18 protein-coding genes are annotated in these 15,964 nt (G+C 61.8%); 3 read left to right on the top strand and 15 right to left on the bottom strand.

Translation table 11 applies throughout. The features are described 5' to 3' along the window. Window positions 1–20 precede the first annotated feature (20 nt). The 11 genes from ychF to lgt all read right to left on the bottom strand — a co-directional run bounded on the left by ychF (window position 21) and on the right by lgt (window position 10,902). The gene (gene ychF / locus JYU29_RS10280; RefSeq protein ID WP_213984706.1) at window positions 21–1,124 is read right to left on the bottom strand and encodes a redox-regulated ATPase YchF; all 1,104 of its coding nucleotides are present in this window, start codon (window positions 1,122–1,124) and stop codon (window positions 21–23) included. A 115-nt stretch (window positions 1,125–1,239) separates the two neighbouring features. Next, window positions 1,240–1,827, bottom strand: a complete 588-nt coding sequence (locus JYU29_RS10275) for an exopolysaccharide biosynthesis protein (RefSeq protein WP_213984705.1) — start codon at window positions 1,825–1,827, stop codon at window positions 1,240–1,242. A gap of 59 nt (window positions 1,828–1,886) precedes the next feature. Then, on the bottom strand, window positions 1,887–2,624 hold the full coding sequence (gene pth, locus JYU29_RS10270) for an aminoacyl-tRNA hydrolase (RefSeq protein WP_213984704.1): 738 nt from the start codon (window positions 2,622–2,624) through the stop codon (window positions 1,887–1,889). Between the two features lie 33 nt (window positions 2,625–2,657). Continuing rightward, window positions 2,658–3,350, bottom strand: a complete 693-nt coding sequence (locus tag JYU29_RS10265; protein WP_213984703.1) for a 50S ribosomal protein L25/general stress protein Ctc — start codon at window positions 3,348–3,350, stop codon at window positions 2,658–2,660. Window positions 3,351–3,526: 176 nt separating this feature from the next. Further along, window positions 3,527–4,741 carry an MFS transporter gene (locus JYU29_RS10260; protein ID WP_213984702.1) on the bottom strand — a complete coding sequence of 405 codons (1,215 nt, stop codon included), beginning with the start codon at window positions 4,739–4,741 and terminating at the stop codon, window positions 3,527–3,529. Window positions 4,742–4,852: 111 nt separating this feature from the next. After that, on the bottom strand, window positions 4,853–5,785 hold the full coding sequence (locus JYU29_RS10255) for a ribose-phosphate pyrophosphokinase (RefSeq protein WP_213984701.1): 933 nt from the start codon (window positions 5,783–5,785) through the stop codon (window positions 4,853–4,855). Between the two features lie 138 nt (window positions 5,786–5,923). Continuing rightward, window positions 5,924–6,760 carry a hypothetical protein gene (locus JYU29_RS10250; protein WP_213984700.1) on the bottom strand — a complete coding sequence of 279 codons (837 nt, stop codon included), beginning with the start codon at window positions 6,758–6,760 and terminating at the stop codon, window positions 5,924–5,926. Window positions 6,761–6,861: 101 nt separating this feature from the next. Then, window positions 6,862–8,016 (bottom strand): M24 family metallopeptidase, encoded by a 1,155-nt coding sequence (locus JYU29_RS10245; protein ID WP_213984699.1) that lies wholly within the window; start codon window positions 8,014–8,016, stop codon window positions 6,862–6,864. Beyond that, window positions 8,016–8,810: a peptidoglycan editing factor PgeF gene (pgeF, locus tag JYU29_RS10240; RefSeq protein WP_213985030.1), complete on the bottom strand. Its 795-nt coding sequence runs from the start codon at window positions 8,808–8,810 to the stop codon at window positions 8,016–8,018. The genes JYU29_RS10245 and pgeF overlap by 1 nt, the downstream gene beginning before the upstream one ends. Window positions 8,811–8,950: 140 nt before the next feature. After that, window positions 8,951–10,051: a class I SAM-dependent methyltransferase gene (locus JYU29_RS10235; protein ID WP_213984698.1), complete on the bottom strand. Its 1,101-nt coding sequence runs from the start codon at window positions 10,049–10,051 to the stop codon at window positions 8,951–8,953. Then, the gene (gene lgt / locus JYU29_RS10230) at window positions 10,048–10,902 is read right to left on the bottom strand and encodes a prolipoprotein diacylglyceryl transferase (protein ID WP_213984697.1); all 855 of its coding nucleotides are present in this window, start codon (window positions 10,900–10,902) and stop codon (window positions 10,048–10,050) included. Before lgt ends, JYU29_RS10235 begins: the two co-directional genes overlap by 4 nt. Before the next feature lie 133 nt (window positions 10,903–11,035). On the opposite strand from lgt, the gene JYU29_RS10225 reads away from it, so the two are divergent. The 3 genes from JYU29_RS10225 (at window position 11,036) to JYU29_RS10215 (ending at window position 12,599) form a co-directional block, all read left to right on the top strand. After that, the gene (locus JYU29_RS10225; RefSeq protein ID WP_213984696.1) at window positions 11,036–11,356 is read left to right on the top strand and encodes an accessory factor UbiK family protein; all 321 of its coding nucleotides are present in this window, start codon (window positions 11,036–11,038) and stop codon (window positions 11,354–11,356) included. A 383-nt stretch (window positions 11,357–11,739) separates the two neighbouring features. Continuing rightward, window positions 11,740–12,240, top strand: coding sequence for a type III secretion system chaperone family protein (locus JYU29_RS10220; protein ID WP_213984695.1), 501 nt, complete (start codon window positions 11,740–11,742; stop codon window positions 12,238–12,240). After that, complete coding sequence (locus JYU29_RS10215; protein ID WP_213984694.1) at window positions 12,240–12,599, top strand: tRNA-binding protein; 360 nt, start codon at window positions 12,240–12,242, stop codon at window positions 12,597–12,599. The genes JYU29_RS10220 and JYU29_RS10215 overlap by 1 nt, the downstream gene beginning before the upstream one ends. 10 nt (window positions 12,600–12,609) lie before the next feature. On the opposite strand, the gene JYU29_RS10210 is transcribed toward JYU29_RS10215, so the two are convergent. The 4 genes from JYU29_RS10210 to JYU29_RS10195 all read right to left on the bottom strand — a co-directional run bounded on the left by JYU29_RS10210 (window position 12,610) and on the right by JYU29_RS10195 (window position 15,783). Then, window positions 12,610–12,984 (bottom strand): hypothetical protein, encoded by a 375-nt coding sequence (locus tag JYU29_RS10210; RefSeq protein WP_213984693.1) that lies wholly within the window; start codon window positions 12,982–12,984, stop codon window positions 12,610–12,612. Between the two features lie 60 nt (window positions 12,985–13,044). After that, window positions 13,045–14,418 carry an ATP-binding protein gene (locus JYU29_RS10205; protein WP_213985029.1) on the bottom strand — a complete coding sequence of 458 codons (1,374 nt, stop codon included), beginning with the start codon at window positions 14,416–14,418 and terminating at the stop codon, window positions 13,045–13,047. A gap of 124 nt (window positions 14,419–14,542) precedes the next feature. Further along, window positions 14,543–15,247 (bottom strand): response regulator, encoded by a 705-nt coding sequence (locus JYU29_RS10200; protein ID WP_213984692.1) that lies wholly within the window; start codon window positions 15,245–15,247, stop codon window positions 14,543–14,545. Then, a complete protein-coding gene (locus tag JYU29_RS10195; RefSeq protein ID WP_213984691.1) occupies window positions 15,244–15,783 on the bottom strand; it encodes a MarR family winged helix-turn-helix transcriptional regulator in 540 nt (179 codons plus the stop codon). The genes JYU29_RS10200 and JYU29_RS10195 overlap by 4 nt, the downstream gene beginning before the upstream one ends. Between the last annotated feature and the right edge of the window lie 181 nt (window positions 15,784–15,964).

Raw genomic sequence — 15,964 nt, 5'->3', positions numbered from 1 at the left:
CCATTCCCCGTATGCGCGGCTCAGGTGTTGAAGCGGAACAGCAGAACGTCGCCGTCCTGCACGACATATTCCTTGCCTTCGTCCCGCGCCTTGCCGGCTTCCTTGGCGGGAACTTCGCCGCCCAGCGTCACGAAGTCATTATAGGCGATGGTCTGGGCGCGGATGAAGCCACGCTCGAAATCCGTATGGATCACGCCGGCGGCCTGCGGCGCCTTCGAGCCCTTGTGAACGGTCCAGGCGCGGGTTTCCTTCGGGCCGACCGTGAAATAGGTGATCAGGCTGAGGAGTTCGTAGCCGGCGCGGATCAGACGATCGAGGCCCGGCTCTTCCAGGCCCATCGCGTCGAGATATTCCTTGGCTTCGTCGTCGGGCAGCTGGGAGACTTCCGCTTCGATGGCCGCCGAGATCACGACGGTGCCGGCGCCCTGGGCTTCGGCCATGGTTTCCACGGCTTTGGTATGGGCATTGCCGCTGCCGGCATCGCCTTCTGCGACGTTGCAGACATACAGCACGGGCTTGGAGGTCAGGAGGTTGAGCGCTTCCAGGATCTTCAGATCCTCGATCGCAATGCCTTTCAGCATCATGCGCACGGGCTTGCCGTCGGTCAGAAGCTTGAGCGCTTCCTCCATCACAGGAAGAACGGTGAGCGCTTCCTTGTCCTTGCTTGAAGCGCGCTTGCGGAACTGTACGATGCGGCGCTCGAGGCTTTCGAGATCCGACAGCATCAGCTCGGTTTCAACCGTGTCGGCATCCGCCACGGGGTCGATGCGATCTTCGACATGGGTGATGTCGTCGTCTTCGAAACAGCGCAGCACATGCACGATCGCATCCACTTCGCGGATGTTGGCGAGGAACTGGTTGCCGAGGCCTTCGCCCTTCGACGCGCCGCGCACCAGGCCGGCGATGTCCACGAAGGAGATGCGGGTCGGGATGATTTCCTTCGACTTGCCGGCGGCAGCCAGCGCCTTCAGGCGCGGATCCGGCACGGCGACTTCACCGGTGTTCGGCTCGATCGTGCAGAAGGGATAGTTTGCAGCCTGCGCGGCGGCGGTGCGCGTCAGGGCGTTGAAAAGCGTCGACTTGCCGACATTGGGCAGGCCAACGATGCCGCATTTGAAACCCATGGGAGATGGTCCTGTGGAATAGAAAAGATTGAACGGGGTAATGGGCGACGAAGCCGCTTATCGTCAAGCCTTGAACGGTTCTGCCGGTTGGGGAGGCGTTCGCGCGCCATACCTGTCAGAACAGCCATCTCCAGACAAAATAGCCGGCGGTCATCACCAGGGCCGAGCCGAGGATCGCCAGAAGCCCGTCCTTGGTAACGAGTGACAGGGCAAACAGGGAAACCGCCCCGGCAGCAACGCTGCCTGAAAACGGGATGAACTCCAGAATGGGCATGACAAGCCCGATCATCAGGCAGATGAGTGCTGGAACAATGGAAAACGGATAGCGCACCAGAAACGCCAAACGCCTGGCTGTCAGCCTGTCGATGATGCCTGCGGGCTTGTTCAGCCAATCACGCGCCTGGTCGAGCTTCGTGCGCGACACTGTGCGGTTAAGGAGAAACTGGGGCAGCCACAGTCGCTTGCGCCGGATAACCAGCTGAAAGGCAATGATGGCGATCGTGATGCCGCAGACGGAGGATAGTCCGGGAATGCCGCTTGCCGGGGTCACGGCAATGAGGGCTGGCACCAGAAGAAGCGGCGCAAACGCACCGTCGCCGATTTCCCTTACGACGTCTTCAAGCGACACCTGATCGCCGCTGCCTGCATCCGAAACGACTTTGAGCACAGCCTTCATCGTGTGCAGATCGTGCTTGTCGTTCATGATGGTCCCTGATGTTGTCGGGGACACATAGGGCAGGCGCCGCGCCCGTGCAGGGCCGATCAGTCCTTGTTGAACAGCCTTTTCAGCATGGCGGCCATGGGGCCGCTTTCCGGCACCTTGATCTGCGGCTGCTGGGTTCGCGCCTGGCGGATGTGGCTCTGGTTCTTGGGCTGAGCCTTCGGCTCGGCTGGCTCGGGCTTGGCGTAGGGCTTGGCTTCGCGCGCGCCGCCGGGTGTCGCCAGCGCCACCTTGTTCATGAAGCCGTTGTCGTCGCCCTTTGCGAGCAGGTCGGCATTGTCGGCAATGGCGTCGAGCAGGGGCTCCAGCCATGTCTGGTCGGCCTTGGCGAAGTTGCCGAGCACCCAGTTATGCACCAGTTCCTTGGCGCCGGGATGGCCGATGCCGATGCGCACGCGGCGGTAATCCTTGCTCGGCAGATGCGCATCAGCCGAGCGGATGCCGTTGTGGCCGCCGTTGCCGCCGCCGATCTTAACGCGCAGCTTGGCTTGAACGAGGTCGAGTTCGTCGTAGAGGATGGTGATGTCGCCGGGCTCGAGCTTGTAGAAGCGAGCCGCTTCGCCGATGGCTTGGCCGGAATTGTTCATGAAGGTCTGCGGCTTCATCAGCAGCACCTTCTCCCCTCCGATCGTGCCTTCGCAGATCAGGGCGTGGAACTTCTTCGTCCAGGGCGAAAAGGAATGGCGGCGGGCAATTGCGTCCGCCGCCATGAAGCCGACATTGTGTCGGTTGTCCTGGTATTGCGCGCCGGGATTTCCGAGGCCTGCGAAAATGAGCATGGCTGGGTGTCCCGTCGCGCCGGAAACGATGGATTACTCCTTCGTTTCGCCTTGTGCTTCGCCATCCGCAGCGTCGGCAGCATCTGCCTCGACTTCGGTGGCTTCCACTGCAACGCTTTCTTCTTCCGTGATGCCGGCATCTTCAGCGGCAGTCAGAACGGCAGGAGCAGCGATGGTGGCGATGGTGAAGTCGCGGTCGGTGATCGTCAGTTCGACACTCTTCGGCAGCTTGACCGAGGAAATGTGGATGATGTCGCCGATCTTGAGACCCTTGAGGTCAACCTCGATCGCATCCGGGATCTGGTCTGCAGGAACCTGCAGCTCGATCTCGTGGCGAACGATGTTCAGCACGCCGCCGCGCTTGATGCCGGGCGACTGGGTCTCGTTCAGGAAGTGAACGGGAACGTTGACCGTCACGGTCGAATGTTCGCCGACGCGCAGGAAATCGACATGCATCGGGAAGTCTCGGACCGGATCCAGCTGGTAGTCCTTCGGCAGGACGCGGATCTTCTGGCCGTCGACATCGATGATCGCAACGGTGGTCTTAAAGCCGCCGCCGTGAATCTTGTAGAAGATGTCCTTGTAGGAGAGAGCGATCGCCAGGGGAGGCTGCTTCTCGCCATAAATGACTGCTGGTACTTTGCCGTTGCGGCGAATCTCGCGGGCGGACCCCTTACCGACCTTTTCGCGCGCCTCGGCCTTGAGCTCGTAAGTCTCGTGGCTCATGGCTTTTCCTTTGTGTTGTGGAGCGTTCCCGGAACCGTCAGGGTTCTGAAAACGTCGAAAGCGGCCGATGCGATCAGCCGCCTGCGCCCCGCGGTGCCTCCAAGGGTGTCTACGCGGGTGAGCGCCCTATAGCGGAAGGGTGTTTTCCTTGCAAGCGGGGCAGGAAACCAACCCGCTCAACTGGCGTGCGCGTGTGCGTCCTTCATGTCGGGCAGAAACACCGTCAAAAGGCCGAGCAGCGGCAGGTAGGAGCAGAGCTGGTAAACGAAGGTGATGCCCTTGGCGTCTGCGATCGTGCCGAGCACGGCTGCCGCGATGCCGCCCATGCCGAAGGCAAAGCCGAAGAAGATGCCGGCGATCATGCCGACGCGGCCGGGAACCAGTTCCTGCGCAAAGACCACGATGGCCGGAAAGGCCGACGACAGAATCAGGCCGATGAGTCCCGTCAGCACGATGGTCGCTTCCAGCCCGACATAGGGGAGCGTCAGCGTAAAAGGCAGGACGCCCAGGATGGAGAACCAGATCACGGTCTTGGAGCCATAGCGATCGCCGATCGGGCCGCCGATCACTGTGCCGACGGCTGCCGCGCCCAGAAACACGAACAGCATCAGCTGCGCATCCTGCACGGTCACCTGAAAGCGCTCGATGACATAGAAGGTGTAATAGCTGGCGAAGCTCGCATTGTAGATGTTCTTGGTGAAAACGAGCAGCGCCAGGACAATCAATGCGGATTGCGTGCGTCCGCGCGGGAAGGGCAGGGTGTAGACAGGCGCCCCGCGTCCGGCGGCGGCGCGATGCATGCTGCTATACCAGCTGCTCACCTGCCACAGCACGATCATGCCGATGAAAGCGGCTGCGGAAAACCAGGCGACGCTGCCTTGTCCGCGCGGCACGACGATAAAGGCCGCAAGCAGCGGACCGACAGCCGAGCCGAAATTGCCGCCGACCTGAAACACCGACTGCGCCAATCCATAGCGTCCGCCCGAGGCCATGCGCGCCACGCGCGAGGATTCGGGATGGAAGATAGCCGAGCCGAGGCCGATCATGGAAGCGCCGAGCAGAAGGAACAGGTAGCTGCCGGCATAAGCGAGGATGAACAGGCCGACCAGCGTCGAGGCCATGCCAACCGGCAGCGAATAAGGAAGCGGGCGCTTGTCGGTGTAAAGACCGATCAACGGCTGCAACAGCGACGCCGTGACCTGGAAGGCCATGGTCAGCAGGCCGATCTGCCAGAAGTCGAGGCCGTAATCGCGCTTCAACAGAGGGTAGATCGACGCCAGCAGCGTCTGCATCAGGTCGTTCAGGAAATGGCAGAAGCTGACCGCCAGAAGTATGCTGAAGGTCGTGGTTTGCGCGGTTTTCGCCAAGCTGATTGTTTGAGACTGGCTCATGCCGCACTGATCCCGACGATGCCGAAAAGCCAGCTTTATCCGTCTCGGTCGGATCGACCAAGCGCAGAGGGCCGGTTAATCATTGGTCCAGTCGGGAAGACGGGGAGGTGCTCAGTCGAACAGGCTCGACACGCTTTCCTCGGTTGCCGTGCGCGAAATCGCTTCGCCGATCAGGTCTGCGATGGTGAGCACGCGGATGTTGTGGGCGGCTTCGACGTTGGAGGTCGGCTGGATGGAATCGGTGATCACCAGTTCCTTCAGCTTGGATGCGGTGATGCGGCCCACCGCGCCACCGGAAAGAACGCCATGCGTGATATAGGCCGTGACGCTCTTGGCGCCGTTGGCGAGCAGCGCGTCGGCTGCGTTGCACAGTGTGCCGCCGGAATCCACAATGTCGTCGTAAAGCACGCAGTCGGCGCCTTCGACATCGCCGATGATGTTCATGACTTCCGATTCGCCTGCGCGCTCACGGCGCTTGTCGACGATGGCGAGCGAGGCATCGACGCGCTTGGCCAGCGCGCGGGCACGCACCACGCCGCCGACATCCGGCGACACGATGGTGAGCTTCGACGAAGCATAAGTCTGCTTCACGTCGCGCGACATGACCGGCACGGCAAACAGGTTGTCGGTCGGGATATCGAAGAAGCCCTGGATCTGACCGGCATGGAGATCCATGGTCAGAACGCGGTCGGCACCGGCCTGTGTGATCAGGTTGGCGACCAGCTTGGCGGAGATGGGTGTGCGGCCCGAAGCGCGGCGGTCCTGTCTTGCATAGCCGAAGTAAGGGATTACCGCCGTGATGCGCTTTGCCGAAGAACGACGGAACGCGTCGATCATGATCAGCAGTTCCATCAGGTGGTCATTGGTCGGATAGGACGTGGACTGAAGAACGAAGACGTCCTCGCCGCGCACGTTTTCCTGGATCTCGACGAAGATTTCCTGGTCCGCAAAGCGGCGAACGCTGGCCTTGCCCAGGGGAACGTTGAGATAGCGGGCGACCGCTTCGGCAAGGATCCTGTTGGAGTTGCCTGCAAAAAGCTTCATCGCCAAGTCCTTGATCTTACAACCGGGCCCCGCCGGAGTTGGATGACGGGGCTTTTACCGGTCAAGGCGCGCAATGCAAGATGGCGCGGGCCTGTTATCGAAGGTTAATCCCAAAAAAGCGTTTCCACGGGGAAACAATCAGCCATTTTGTGCGCCGACGAAGCGTGCGGTTTCTTCAATCGAGTGATCGGCGATGGCTTGCATGGCTTCCGGCGTCACGCCGTCCCAGCCCACACCCTCGCCACCACCGGGCTCGCTGCCCTGGATGCGGTGGAGGCGTTTGCCCGACCGATCGTTGATGTCCCAGACATAATTCACCACCGCGCGGCCGTTTTCTTCGCCAACGGTGAAGTAGCCCTTCATGACATGCGTGGCCGTGGTGTCTGAGGCCGCAGTAAAGGCGAGGCCATGCTCCCTGGCCTGCTTGCCGAAGCGCGTGGCGAGCGGCTGCGCAGCATTGACGCCGACGCCGCTGACTTCCGCCAGGGCAATACGGGCAGGACCGGATGGAACGGCTGCAATGTCGCGCGCGGGTTCGAGAGGTGCCGTTGCGCGCACGGGTGCCAAGGGTTCGCGAACCGGGGCGCTCGGCGGATCAAGCTGTGCTGCCTGCGCATCGAGCGTGCGGGCACCGCCACGGTTGCGCTCGTCATAGGACCGGTCGTTCGTGTCGGCATAAGCGACGTCGCGCCCATTATCCGCGCTGCGGAAGGAGCGGTTGCTTCCCCCGCTGCCCACGGGAGCAGGCGGAAGGCGCATGCGCGAGACGGGAAGATCTTCGCCGGGATAAGCGGCCTGCCGCTGCGGCGAGGTCTCGGCACGTGCGTAATCGGATCCGCCGTCCTGTTCGTTCAGGCTGGCGATCGACCCGCTTGAACCGACATCGAGCGGCGGGATCGGATGATCCGACATGCTGCAGCCGGCCATCGCGGTGAAGACCAGACCCAGTGCGGCTATGTTTCGGCTGTTGACCATGGGTCCCCTTCCGTCGCGAGAAGGATATGGGACGAGTCCTTACCTAAACACTTCCTGATGGAAGACCGCCTGGGTCCGTGTCCAAGATGGTTAAGCCGGTGTTAGCTCCTGACGATCAGCTCGAGCCCGTGCCGCGACAGCGAACGGGGTGCGGCGTCGGTGGTGAGGTAGGTGCGCCCCAGCGTCATGGCCGTGTTGGTGTCGGAATCCATGATGATCATGTGGGCAAACAGCGTCATATCCGGCACGATCAACTCAGGATTCGCCTGATAGAACATCGGCGTGTCCATCCAGGACGGGCTGAAGCGCGCGCCCACCGAATAGCCGCAGGCATTCAGGCGGTGGCGGGACAGTTCATGCGCCTCCATCACCTTGGCATGGGCGTCGAACACATCGCCGAAGGTGTTGCCGGGCAGCATGGCTTCCTCGACGGCCAGCAAGGCGTCTTCGGCGGCTTCAAACAGTTCCTGATGGCGCGGCGTCGCTTCGCCAACCAGAACCGTGCGCATCATCGGCGCATGGTAATGGTGGAACACGCCGGCCCATTCGAGCGTCAGCTGATCCTGGGGGCTGAGCGTGCGTCGGCCGGACTTGTAGCGGCACAAAAGCGCGTCGGCGCCAGAGCCGATGATGAACTCGTTGGCGGGATAATCGCCGCCACCGGTGAAGATCGCGCCTTGCATGGCGGCCAGGATCGCGCCTTCGTCGGCACCCGCCTTGATCAAGGGCAGGGCGGCATCAAGCGCATCGTCGCTGAGCGAAGCGGCGCGTTCGACCGCTTCGATCTCGGCCGGGCTTTTCACCTGCCGCAGGCGCGGAACGAGGGCGGACGCATCCTTGATCTTGCCGAAGGTCTGCAACTGCTCGTCCAGCCGACGACCGTTGAAGCCGGTCAGGCCGTGCGTGTCGTATTCCACGCCGATCTGCGCGCCAAGCAGGTCGAGATCGTTGAGAAGGTTGCGCAGATCGAGTGTCGGATCGGCGTCGGCGCGATCGGTCCAGAGCGTGATGTTGTCGATCGTGGACGTATGGCGCGCCTGCCGCAGATCGGCCGAGCGCGTCAGAAGTACCATCGAGCCATCGGCTTTCAGCACCAGGCACTGGAAGAAGCAGTAGCCGAACGTGTCGAAACCCGTCAGCCAGTACATGCTTTCCTGTGCGAAGATCAGCAGCGCATCGATCTTGGCAGTGGCCATTTCGGCAATGAGCCGGTCGCGCCGCGTATCATATTCGCTCTTTTCGAAATGAAGGGCCATCAACGTTCCTCCAGCATGATTGCGGAAATCTGGCGGCCGTAATCGGGCTCGCCGCGATGTGTGGTGCGCCTATACGAGAAGAACAAGTCTTCTTCCGCATAGGTGCAGCGATAAAGTGCCTGCGCTTGAACGCCTGCGCGGTGAAGGCGATCCACCGTATAGGTGTTCAGATCAAACAAGGCATGGCCCGGATTGGGTGAAGCGCCGAAATAGCGGACATTTTCCGGATCTGCATCCACGAAACGCGCAACGAATTCGGGGCCGACCTCGTAATTGGCGGCGCTGATGGAAGGGCCGAGCACGGCAGTGATCCGCTCGCGCTTGGCACCCAGACTTTCCATCTTGATGATCGTGTCTTCCAAAACTCCGGTGAGTGCGCCCTTCCAGCCGGCATGGGCCGCGCCGATCACGCCGGCTTGGCTGTCGGCATAAAGGATCGGTCCGCAGTCGGCCGTGGCGATCGCAATCAGCACGCCGGGCGTGGACGTGACCACGGCATCAGCTTTCGGGCGTGGCCCTTCGAAGGGGCGATCCACGATCACCGCTTCGGGCGAATGGATCTGGTGCGGGCTGACCAGCGCATCCCCTTCGCGATCAAACCAGGCGGACACACGGCAGCGATTCTCGCGCACGGCGGCCTGGTCGTCGTTTGAGCCAAGACCGATGTTCAGGCCCTCATAGATCCCGCCCGACACGCCGCCAACGCGCGTGAAGAAACCATGGCGGATCGCTGCGCCTGAGGCTGCGTCGAGCAGAACAGACCGGATCGGCTCCGGCTGGGTTTCAACTGGCATCATGAAAAATCGCTTGGATGATTGAAGGGGTGGCCGGCTTTTTCCGGGGCGAAGCAGGGCTATCGGGAATCGTGGGGCAGGGGACGCTTCAAGTCAATCCGACAAGTTGAGGTCGCCGACAAGCCAGATCAACAGCCGCCTCAAGTGGGACTCGGCCTTTCGCGCGCGAAACCGGCTGGCGACAGTCCGGGCGGTGTAACAGCCAGAACCTTGAAGAGGTCGCCCATCTGATCCGGTCCCGCTAGCCGCTCCACCGCGTCGCGGATAGCGTTTTGCCCGGCTTCATCCAGGGAGGCGCCGAGCTGACCGGCCCGCTGGAGCAGGCCGAGCGCCAGAAGGAAGTCGCCCTGCGTGGTCAGATGCGCTTCCAGTCCAGCGGATCGCGCGACGCCGGCGAGCGCGGCGAAATCCACATGGGCGGTGAGATCGGCTTCGCCGGGCTTGGCCAGCACATCGGCAAAGGCATGCTTGCGCAGCGCCTGCAGCGTGTCGCCGACAGCTGGAACGAGGTAGCCGTAATCGAGAAAGAGCCCCGCACCGCCATGCGTCGCGAGATGTTGGGCAATGGCGGCCATGATGGCGCTGCGGGCCGGGGCGAGTTCCACGATCGCGCCATCGGGGGCTTGCTCGGCATCGGCTGGCAGAAGGGCAGCGTCCGGCGTGCCCGGTCCGGCGATGAAGGTCAGCTGATCCTGTTCGTCCAGCCCAACCAGCCGCTCGTGCCAGCGGTTTTGAAGCTTCACATATTGGCGGATCGGCACCGCATCGAACAGCTCGTTGCCGATCAGGATCAGCGGCTGCTTCGGCAACTGGGCGACATCGTCATGCCAGCTGATTGGTGTGTTGAAGCTTGCAAGCGTCTCGCGCTGCACCGCACGCAGGCGTGGGCTGGTTTCCACCAGCGTGATTGTCGCTTGTTCGATGAAACCCGGCTGTAGGCGGTTGAGCGTGCGTAGGGCATCCTTCATCAGCGTGCCGCGTCCAGGGCCGATTTCGGCCAGCGTTACGGGCAAAGGCGCGCCGAGCGCCTGCCATGTCGCAAACGCCCAGGCGCCGATCAGCTCGCCGAACATCTGGCTGATCTCGGGCGCGGTGGTGAAGTCGCCCGTTTGGCCGAAGGGTTCGCGCGTCGTGTAATAGCCGTGCTCGGGATCGAACAAGCAGATCGCCATGTAGTCGGACACCGAGATCGGTCCATTGGTAGCGATCAGCGCCCGCAGACGCTCCGTCAGCGCACTCATTTCAGACGCGAAACTTCGGTCTGTCGGGAGGCGCGGCTTGCCCAGATCATCGCGACCACGCCAATCAGCACCATCGGCACCGACAGGATCATACCGCGCGTGATCCAGTCCGTTCCGAGCTGGTAGCCGAGCTGGGCGTCCGGCACGCGGTAGAATTCCACGATGATGCGGCTGATGCCGTAGCCCGTGATGAATGCGCCGCCGATGAAGCCGGGCGATTTCAACTTGCGGAACATATGGACCAGTACCCAAAGCACCAGGAACAGGACGAGGCCTTCCAGCGCGGCCTCGTAGAGCTGGCTGGGATGGCGCGGTTCGGGACCGGCTGCGGGGAAGATCACCGCCCATGGCACATCGGTCGGTTTGCCCCAGAGCTCTTGGTTGATGAAGTTCGCGACCCGCACAATGCCGATGCCGATCGGGGCTACGGCCGCCATTGTGTCGATCAAGCCGAACAGGGGAATGCCGCGCTTGCGCGTGAAGATGATCATGGCCATCACAACGCCGAGCAGGCCGCCATGGAACGACATGCCGCCGCGCCAGACAGCAATGATCTGCGAGGGGTCGGCCAGATAAACGGGCAGATCGTAGAACAGGATGTAACCAAGCCGTCCGCCGAGCACGATGCCGAGGGCGGCCCACATCAGGAAGTCGTCGAGATCCTCGCCCTTCATGGGCGGCGTGTCGTTGCGCCAAAGATTTGCCTGGCTCACCAGCCGCTTGGAAACCCACCAGCCCAACAGGATGCTGACGACATAGCCGATGCCATACCAGTGGATGGGCACCGGCCCGAGATGGACGGCGACCGGGTCGATATTGGGGAAGGCAAGCGCCGAAAGGCTGTAGAACATCAGGAGGGTTTTCCGCAGATTCGCGGGCGACCATGCAGAGGCCCCGCGATGCGGTCAAGCACGCTGCGCGCGCATTAGTCTTGCAATCAACGGAACCCGGTCCTACTTCGAACAACAGACTGGAGATCCTGTTATGACCACCACCGGACCGAACCGCATCTTCGACGATTTCGCCAAACTGATGACCGATGCGGCGGGTGCTGCACAGGGCGTTCGTCGCGAAGTGGAAACAGCCGTTCGCGCCCAGGCTGAGCGCGTGCTGAATTCCATGGACATCGTGAAGCGCGAGGAATTCGAGGCCATGCGCGACATGGCGATCAAGGCGCGCGCCGAGAATGAAGCCCTGTCGGCGCGACTCGACGCGCTCGAAGCTAAGCTTTCTTCGACGTCTGAGACCGACAAATCGGCCGACTCCGATCCCGTCACGCTCGGCACCGAGCCGAACGTCGGCTAATCGGGCTTGAAGGGCTGCGGGTTGTCCACAACCCCGCGGCTGCAGAAAGTTCTTTCGGCAGAGTCTCTTAAGAGGTCGCGGGCACGCGGCCTCTTTTTTGTTTCCACACCTGAGTTGAGCTGCAATCAAAAACAGACTGGTGGCACTGATCCCGATCAATACACTGAATCTGCTGCATGATTCGGAACGGGGTCAGCAGCAGTGAAGGTTAGGCGGCGGCGTGGGAGTGTTTCGACAGGCGCATCCAGCCTCGCTCAAGTGACCGGTCGGATAGTGGCAGTGTTGCAGCCTCTCTCGACCCATCCAGCGTACCGTTTTGCGTGTTGCGTAAGCCGATTGTGCGAGGTGCCCCGGCGCCTCGATCCCGAGAAACAGGACGTTCAATGAATCTGCAAACAGCGGACCTGGCGCGCGACTCCCATCCGGTCGACGTCATCGAAACGGTCGCGCACACCAATGATTGGGCTTTCGAGCGCACGGGCGATGACGAGATCGCGATCTCGGTTGCCGGCAGCTGGACCGATTATCACGTCTCCTTTTCCTGGATGGAGGACTTCGAAGCTCTTCATCTGGCCTGCGCCTTCGACCTGAAAGTGCCGGAAGCGCGCACGCTTGAAGTGCTGCGCCTCCTGTCGCTGATCAACGAACAGCTGCTGTTCGGCCATTTCGACCTGTGGGAGCAGGAAGGCGCGATCATGTTCCGCCAGTCGCTGCTTTTGTGCGGCGGTGCCGAGCCAAACATCCAGCAGGTCGAGGTGCTGCTCACCAGCGCGCTTGAAGCCTGCGAATGCTATTATCAGGCCTTCAGCTTCGTTGTGTGGTCGAACAGCTCGGCCAGGGATGCGCTGGCTGGCGTTCTTTTCGACACGGCGGGCAACGCCTGATGTCTGCGGGCAAAGAGCGCTTGCCGGAGATTGCCTTCGGCGATTTCGAGAAGGTCGATATCCGCGTCGGCACGATCGTGTCGGCCGAGCCCTATCCCGAAGCGCGCAAGCCCGCGATCAAGATCGCGGTCGACTTCGGCGATCCGATCGGGATCAAGAAGTCCTCGGCGCAGATCACCAAACACTACGAGCCCGAAGAACTGATCGGCCGCCAGGTTCTGGCCGTCGTCAACTTCCCGCCGCGCCAGATCGGCAAGTTCATGTCGGAAGTTCTCACGCTCGGCATGCCCGATGACGACGGTGAGGTCGTTCTCACCACGGTAGAACGCGCCGTGCCCAATGGCGGCAAGCTGTTCTAGACGCCTGATCTCAAATCGGGGCTGCGGTACCGGCCGTTGAGCCTGTGACGATCAGTTCGATCAGATCGATCACGATGGCCGACAAAACGCCGGCGGTGGTCGTGCCCACGCCGATCTTGAACGAGAAGCTGGCGCGGTCATAAACGGCTCGGCGCAGGCAATCATGGCGCAAAAGGATCATCAGCGCCCTGAACTGCAGCATGATCCCCCCGCCCAGAAGGATGAGCGTCGGCAGATCGTCCAGCTGCCAGGGGATCGGGTTATGCGCCCATTGCGTGACGAAGGTCAGCGAAAAGGACAGCAGAATACCGACAATGGTGAGTGTCCCGTTGCGGAACACCATTTCGACCAGCGGTTCGTTTTCGTCATTGCCCGTCAATCGCATGCGGTTCTCCTTGCCTGACGAGGCAAGTTAGTCACAGCGAGATTTAACAACCCGTGACCGTCAGGCCGGCACCCGGATTGTCGCGCGCAGACCGCCGAGCGGGCTGTCACCAAGCGTAACATCGCCACCATGCGAGCGGGCAATGTCGCGCGCGATCGACAGGCCGAGCCCGGTGCCGGACTTGTCGAGATTGCGCGCCTCGTCCAGCCGGAAGAAGGGCTTGAACACGTCGTCGCGGCGCTCTTCCGGCACGCCCGGACCGTCGTCGTCGACGGTGACGATCAGAGAGCCCTTGGTATGAACGGCCTGCACATCGACCTTGTTGGCATAGCGGAAGGCGTTGCCGATCAGGTTCGATAGAAGACGCTGGAAGTCGTTCGGCCGCACCTTCACCAGCGGGCTGCCGGACAGCTTGGTGGTCAGCGCACGATCGCGCAAACGCCCTTCTTCCCCGAGCTTGTCGAAATAGGTCTGAAGGTCGAGCACGCCGGCACTTTCCGCGCCATCGCCGCGCGCGAATGCCATGTAGCCTTCGATCATCGACTGCATGTCGTCGATGTCCTCGTCCATCGCTTCCTTTTCCTCCACCGGCGGCATCAAGGCCAATTGCAACCGAAAGCGGGTCAGGATGGTGCGCAGATCGTGGCTGACGCCTGTCAGCATCATCGTGCGCTGTTCGATCTGGCGCTCGATGCGTTCGCGCATCTGGATAAACGCCATGCCGGCGCGCCGCACTTCCTCGGCGCCGCGCGGCCGGTATTCGAGGTTCGGTCGTCCTTTGCCGAAGCTTTCGGCCGCTTCCGCCAGCGCCAGGATCGGCCGCATCTGGTTGCGCAGGAACAGAACGGCGATGGTGATCAACACCAGCGATGTGCCGACCATCCACAGCAGGAAGATGTGGGTGTTCGAGGCATAGGCCTGATTGCGGCGGGCAAACACGCGCAGCACGCCATCGGCGAGTTGGACCCGGATTTCCACGATGTTGGAGTTGCCGACCGTGTCGATCCAGAAGGGCCGGTTGATCTGCTTGTTGATCTCGCTCGACAGCGCTTCGTCGAGGATGGAGAAAAACGGTTTCGGACCGGGTGCGGGTAGGGGATCGGGCGGCAGGATATCCACGCGCAGGCCGAGCCGTTCCTGCGCGATCCGCACGATCTGGCTGTAATCGCCGTTCACCGTCATCGTGTCGGTCATGTCGATGATAGCGGCGATGTCGCGCACGACGGCTTCCGACAAGCGCACGGTCACCGTTTGCCAATGCCGCTCCATGAACACGAAGGCGACCACCGACTGCAGCAAGATCATCGGCGCGATCACGATGATGAGCGAGCGCGCATAGATGCGCTTCGGCATCATATGCGAAACCTGCCGCCAGAACCGCCGCCACCGGACCGACAAGGGATGCTCGGCCGGCAACAGACGTAGCTTGCGCATCTGCAGCTTGGGCAGTTTCAACCTGTCCTTGTTCAAAGGGAAGATGAAGGCCATCGCCGATCGTTTTCGGTTTCTCAGGCGCCGTTCTAGCCCATCAGCTGCGGTTGCACAAAGCCGCGTGCGCTCATTCCACGCTCAGTCTGTAACCAATACCGCGAACGGTTTGCAGCCAGACCGGGTTGGACGGGTCGCGTTCGATCTTGCGGCGCAGGCGGTTGATCTGAACGTCGATGGTGCGCTCGCCGACTTCGGTGTCATTGCCGACGAGCTCGTGGCGCGGGATCGTTTCACCGGCGCGCTGGGCGAACATGACGAGGATGTCCTGCTCGCGGTCGGTGAGCTTGAGCGGTTCGCCGGCGCGCTTGAGCTCGCGTCGGGCGATCTGGAACGTGTAGGGTCCGAACACGATCTGCTCGACCTTGGGCGTCGTCGGCTGTGCGCCGCGCCGCAGGATGTTGCTGATGCGAAGGAGCAGTTCGCGGGGATCGAAAGGCTTGGGCAGATAATCGTCGGCGCCGGCTTCCAGGCCTTCGATGCGGTTATCGGTTTCCGACAAAGCCGTCAGCATCAGGATCGGCACCTGCTTTTCTTCGCGAAGCGCGCGCGTGAGTTCGACGCCGGTTTCGCCGGGCATCATCACATCGAGGATGATCAGATCGAAGTCGAGGCCGGCGAGCAGTTTGCGTGCGTCGGTGGCGCTGGCGGCCATGGTGACGCGGAAGCCGTTTTGTCCCAGGAACTTCTTCAACAGCGTGCGGATACGCGTGTCGTCGTCCACCACGAGAATGTGGGGCGCATCATCATCGGGGATGAAGGCGGGTTCGGTCATCGTTTTTCCTCAGCCGACTCAGGCTCGTGTTGCCCAAGATTATCCACCTGCTGCCGGAATTCGCGATTCACCATTTCCTTCAGGAAGTGTTCAACCGTTGAACGGTCCTCCGGCTTGAGGTCAGCCAATGCGCGGCCGATACGGCGGGACTGTGGCGCAGCCAGCGCCAACGCCAATGCACGGCCCTTCGTCGTTAGATGCAGTTCGCGCTGCCGGCGATCGCGCGGACCCTGCACCTGCATGACATGGCCGGTGTCGATCAGCTGCTTCAGCACGCGGGCGAGGCTCTGCTTGGTGATCTGCAGGACGTCCAGCAGCTCGGCGACCGTTAGTCCCGGACGGCGGTTGATGAAGTGCATGACGCGGTGATGCGCGCGGCCGAAACCCAGCTCGTCCAGCATGTGATCGGGATCGGAGGTGAAGTCGCGATAGGCGAAAAAGAACAGTTCGATGAGATCCCAGTCGATCTCGGGCGCCTCTGGTGCTCGTGCAGGCTCCTCGTCGGGATTGATCCTGCGGGCGCTTGTGTCGGCCATTGTCTGTAACTTGCTCCTGAAATTTATGTCAGCCTTGTTGACATAAACCTGAACCGTGGTAATTTTCTGCCAGTAAATCGATGATGCGCGAACGAAAAACAGCTTTAGAACATTTTTCTCGCAACATCCTTGATTGCCTCATCGTTGCCCACCTTTACACAGACTGGACGCGATAAGATCC

The organism is Tianweitania aestuarii, from assembly GCF_018457165.1.
Lineage (GTDB): Bacteria > Pseudomonadota > Alphaproteobacteria > Rhizobiales > Rhizobiaceae > Tianweitania > Tianweitania aestuarii.
This window is presented reverse-complemented; position numbering and strand designations above follow the sequence as displayed.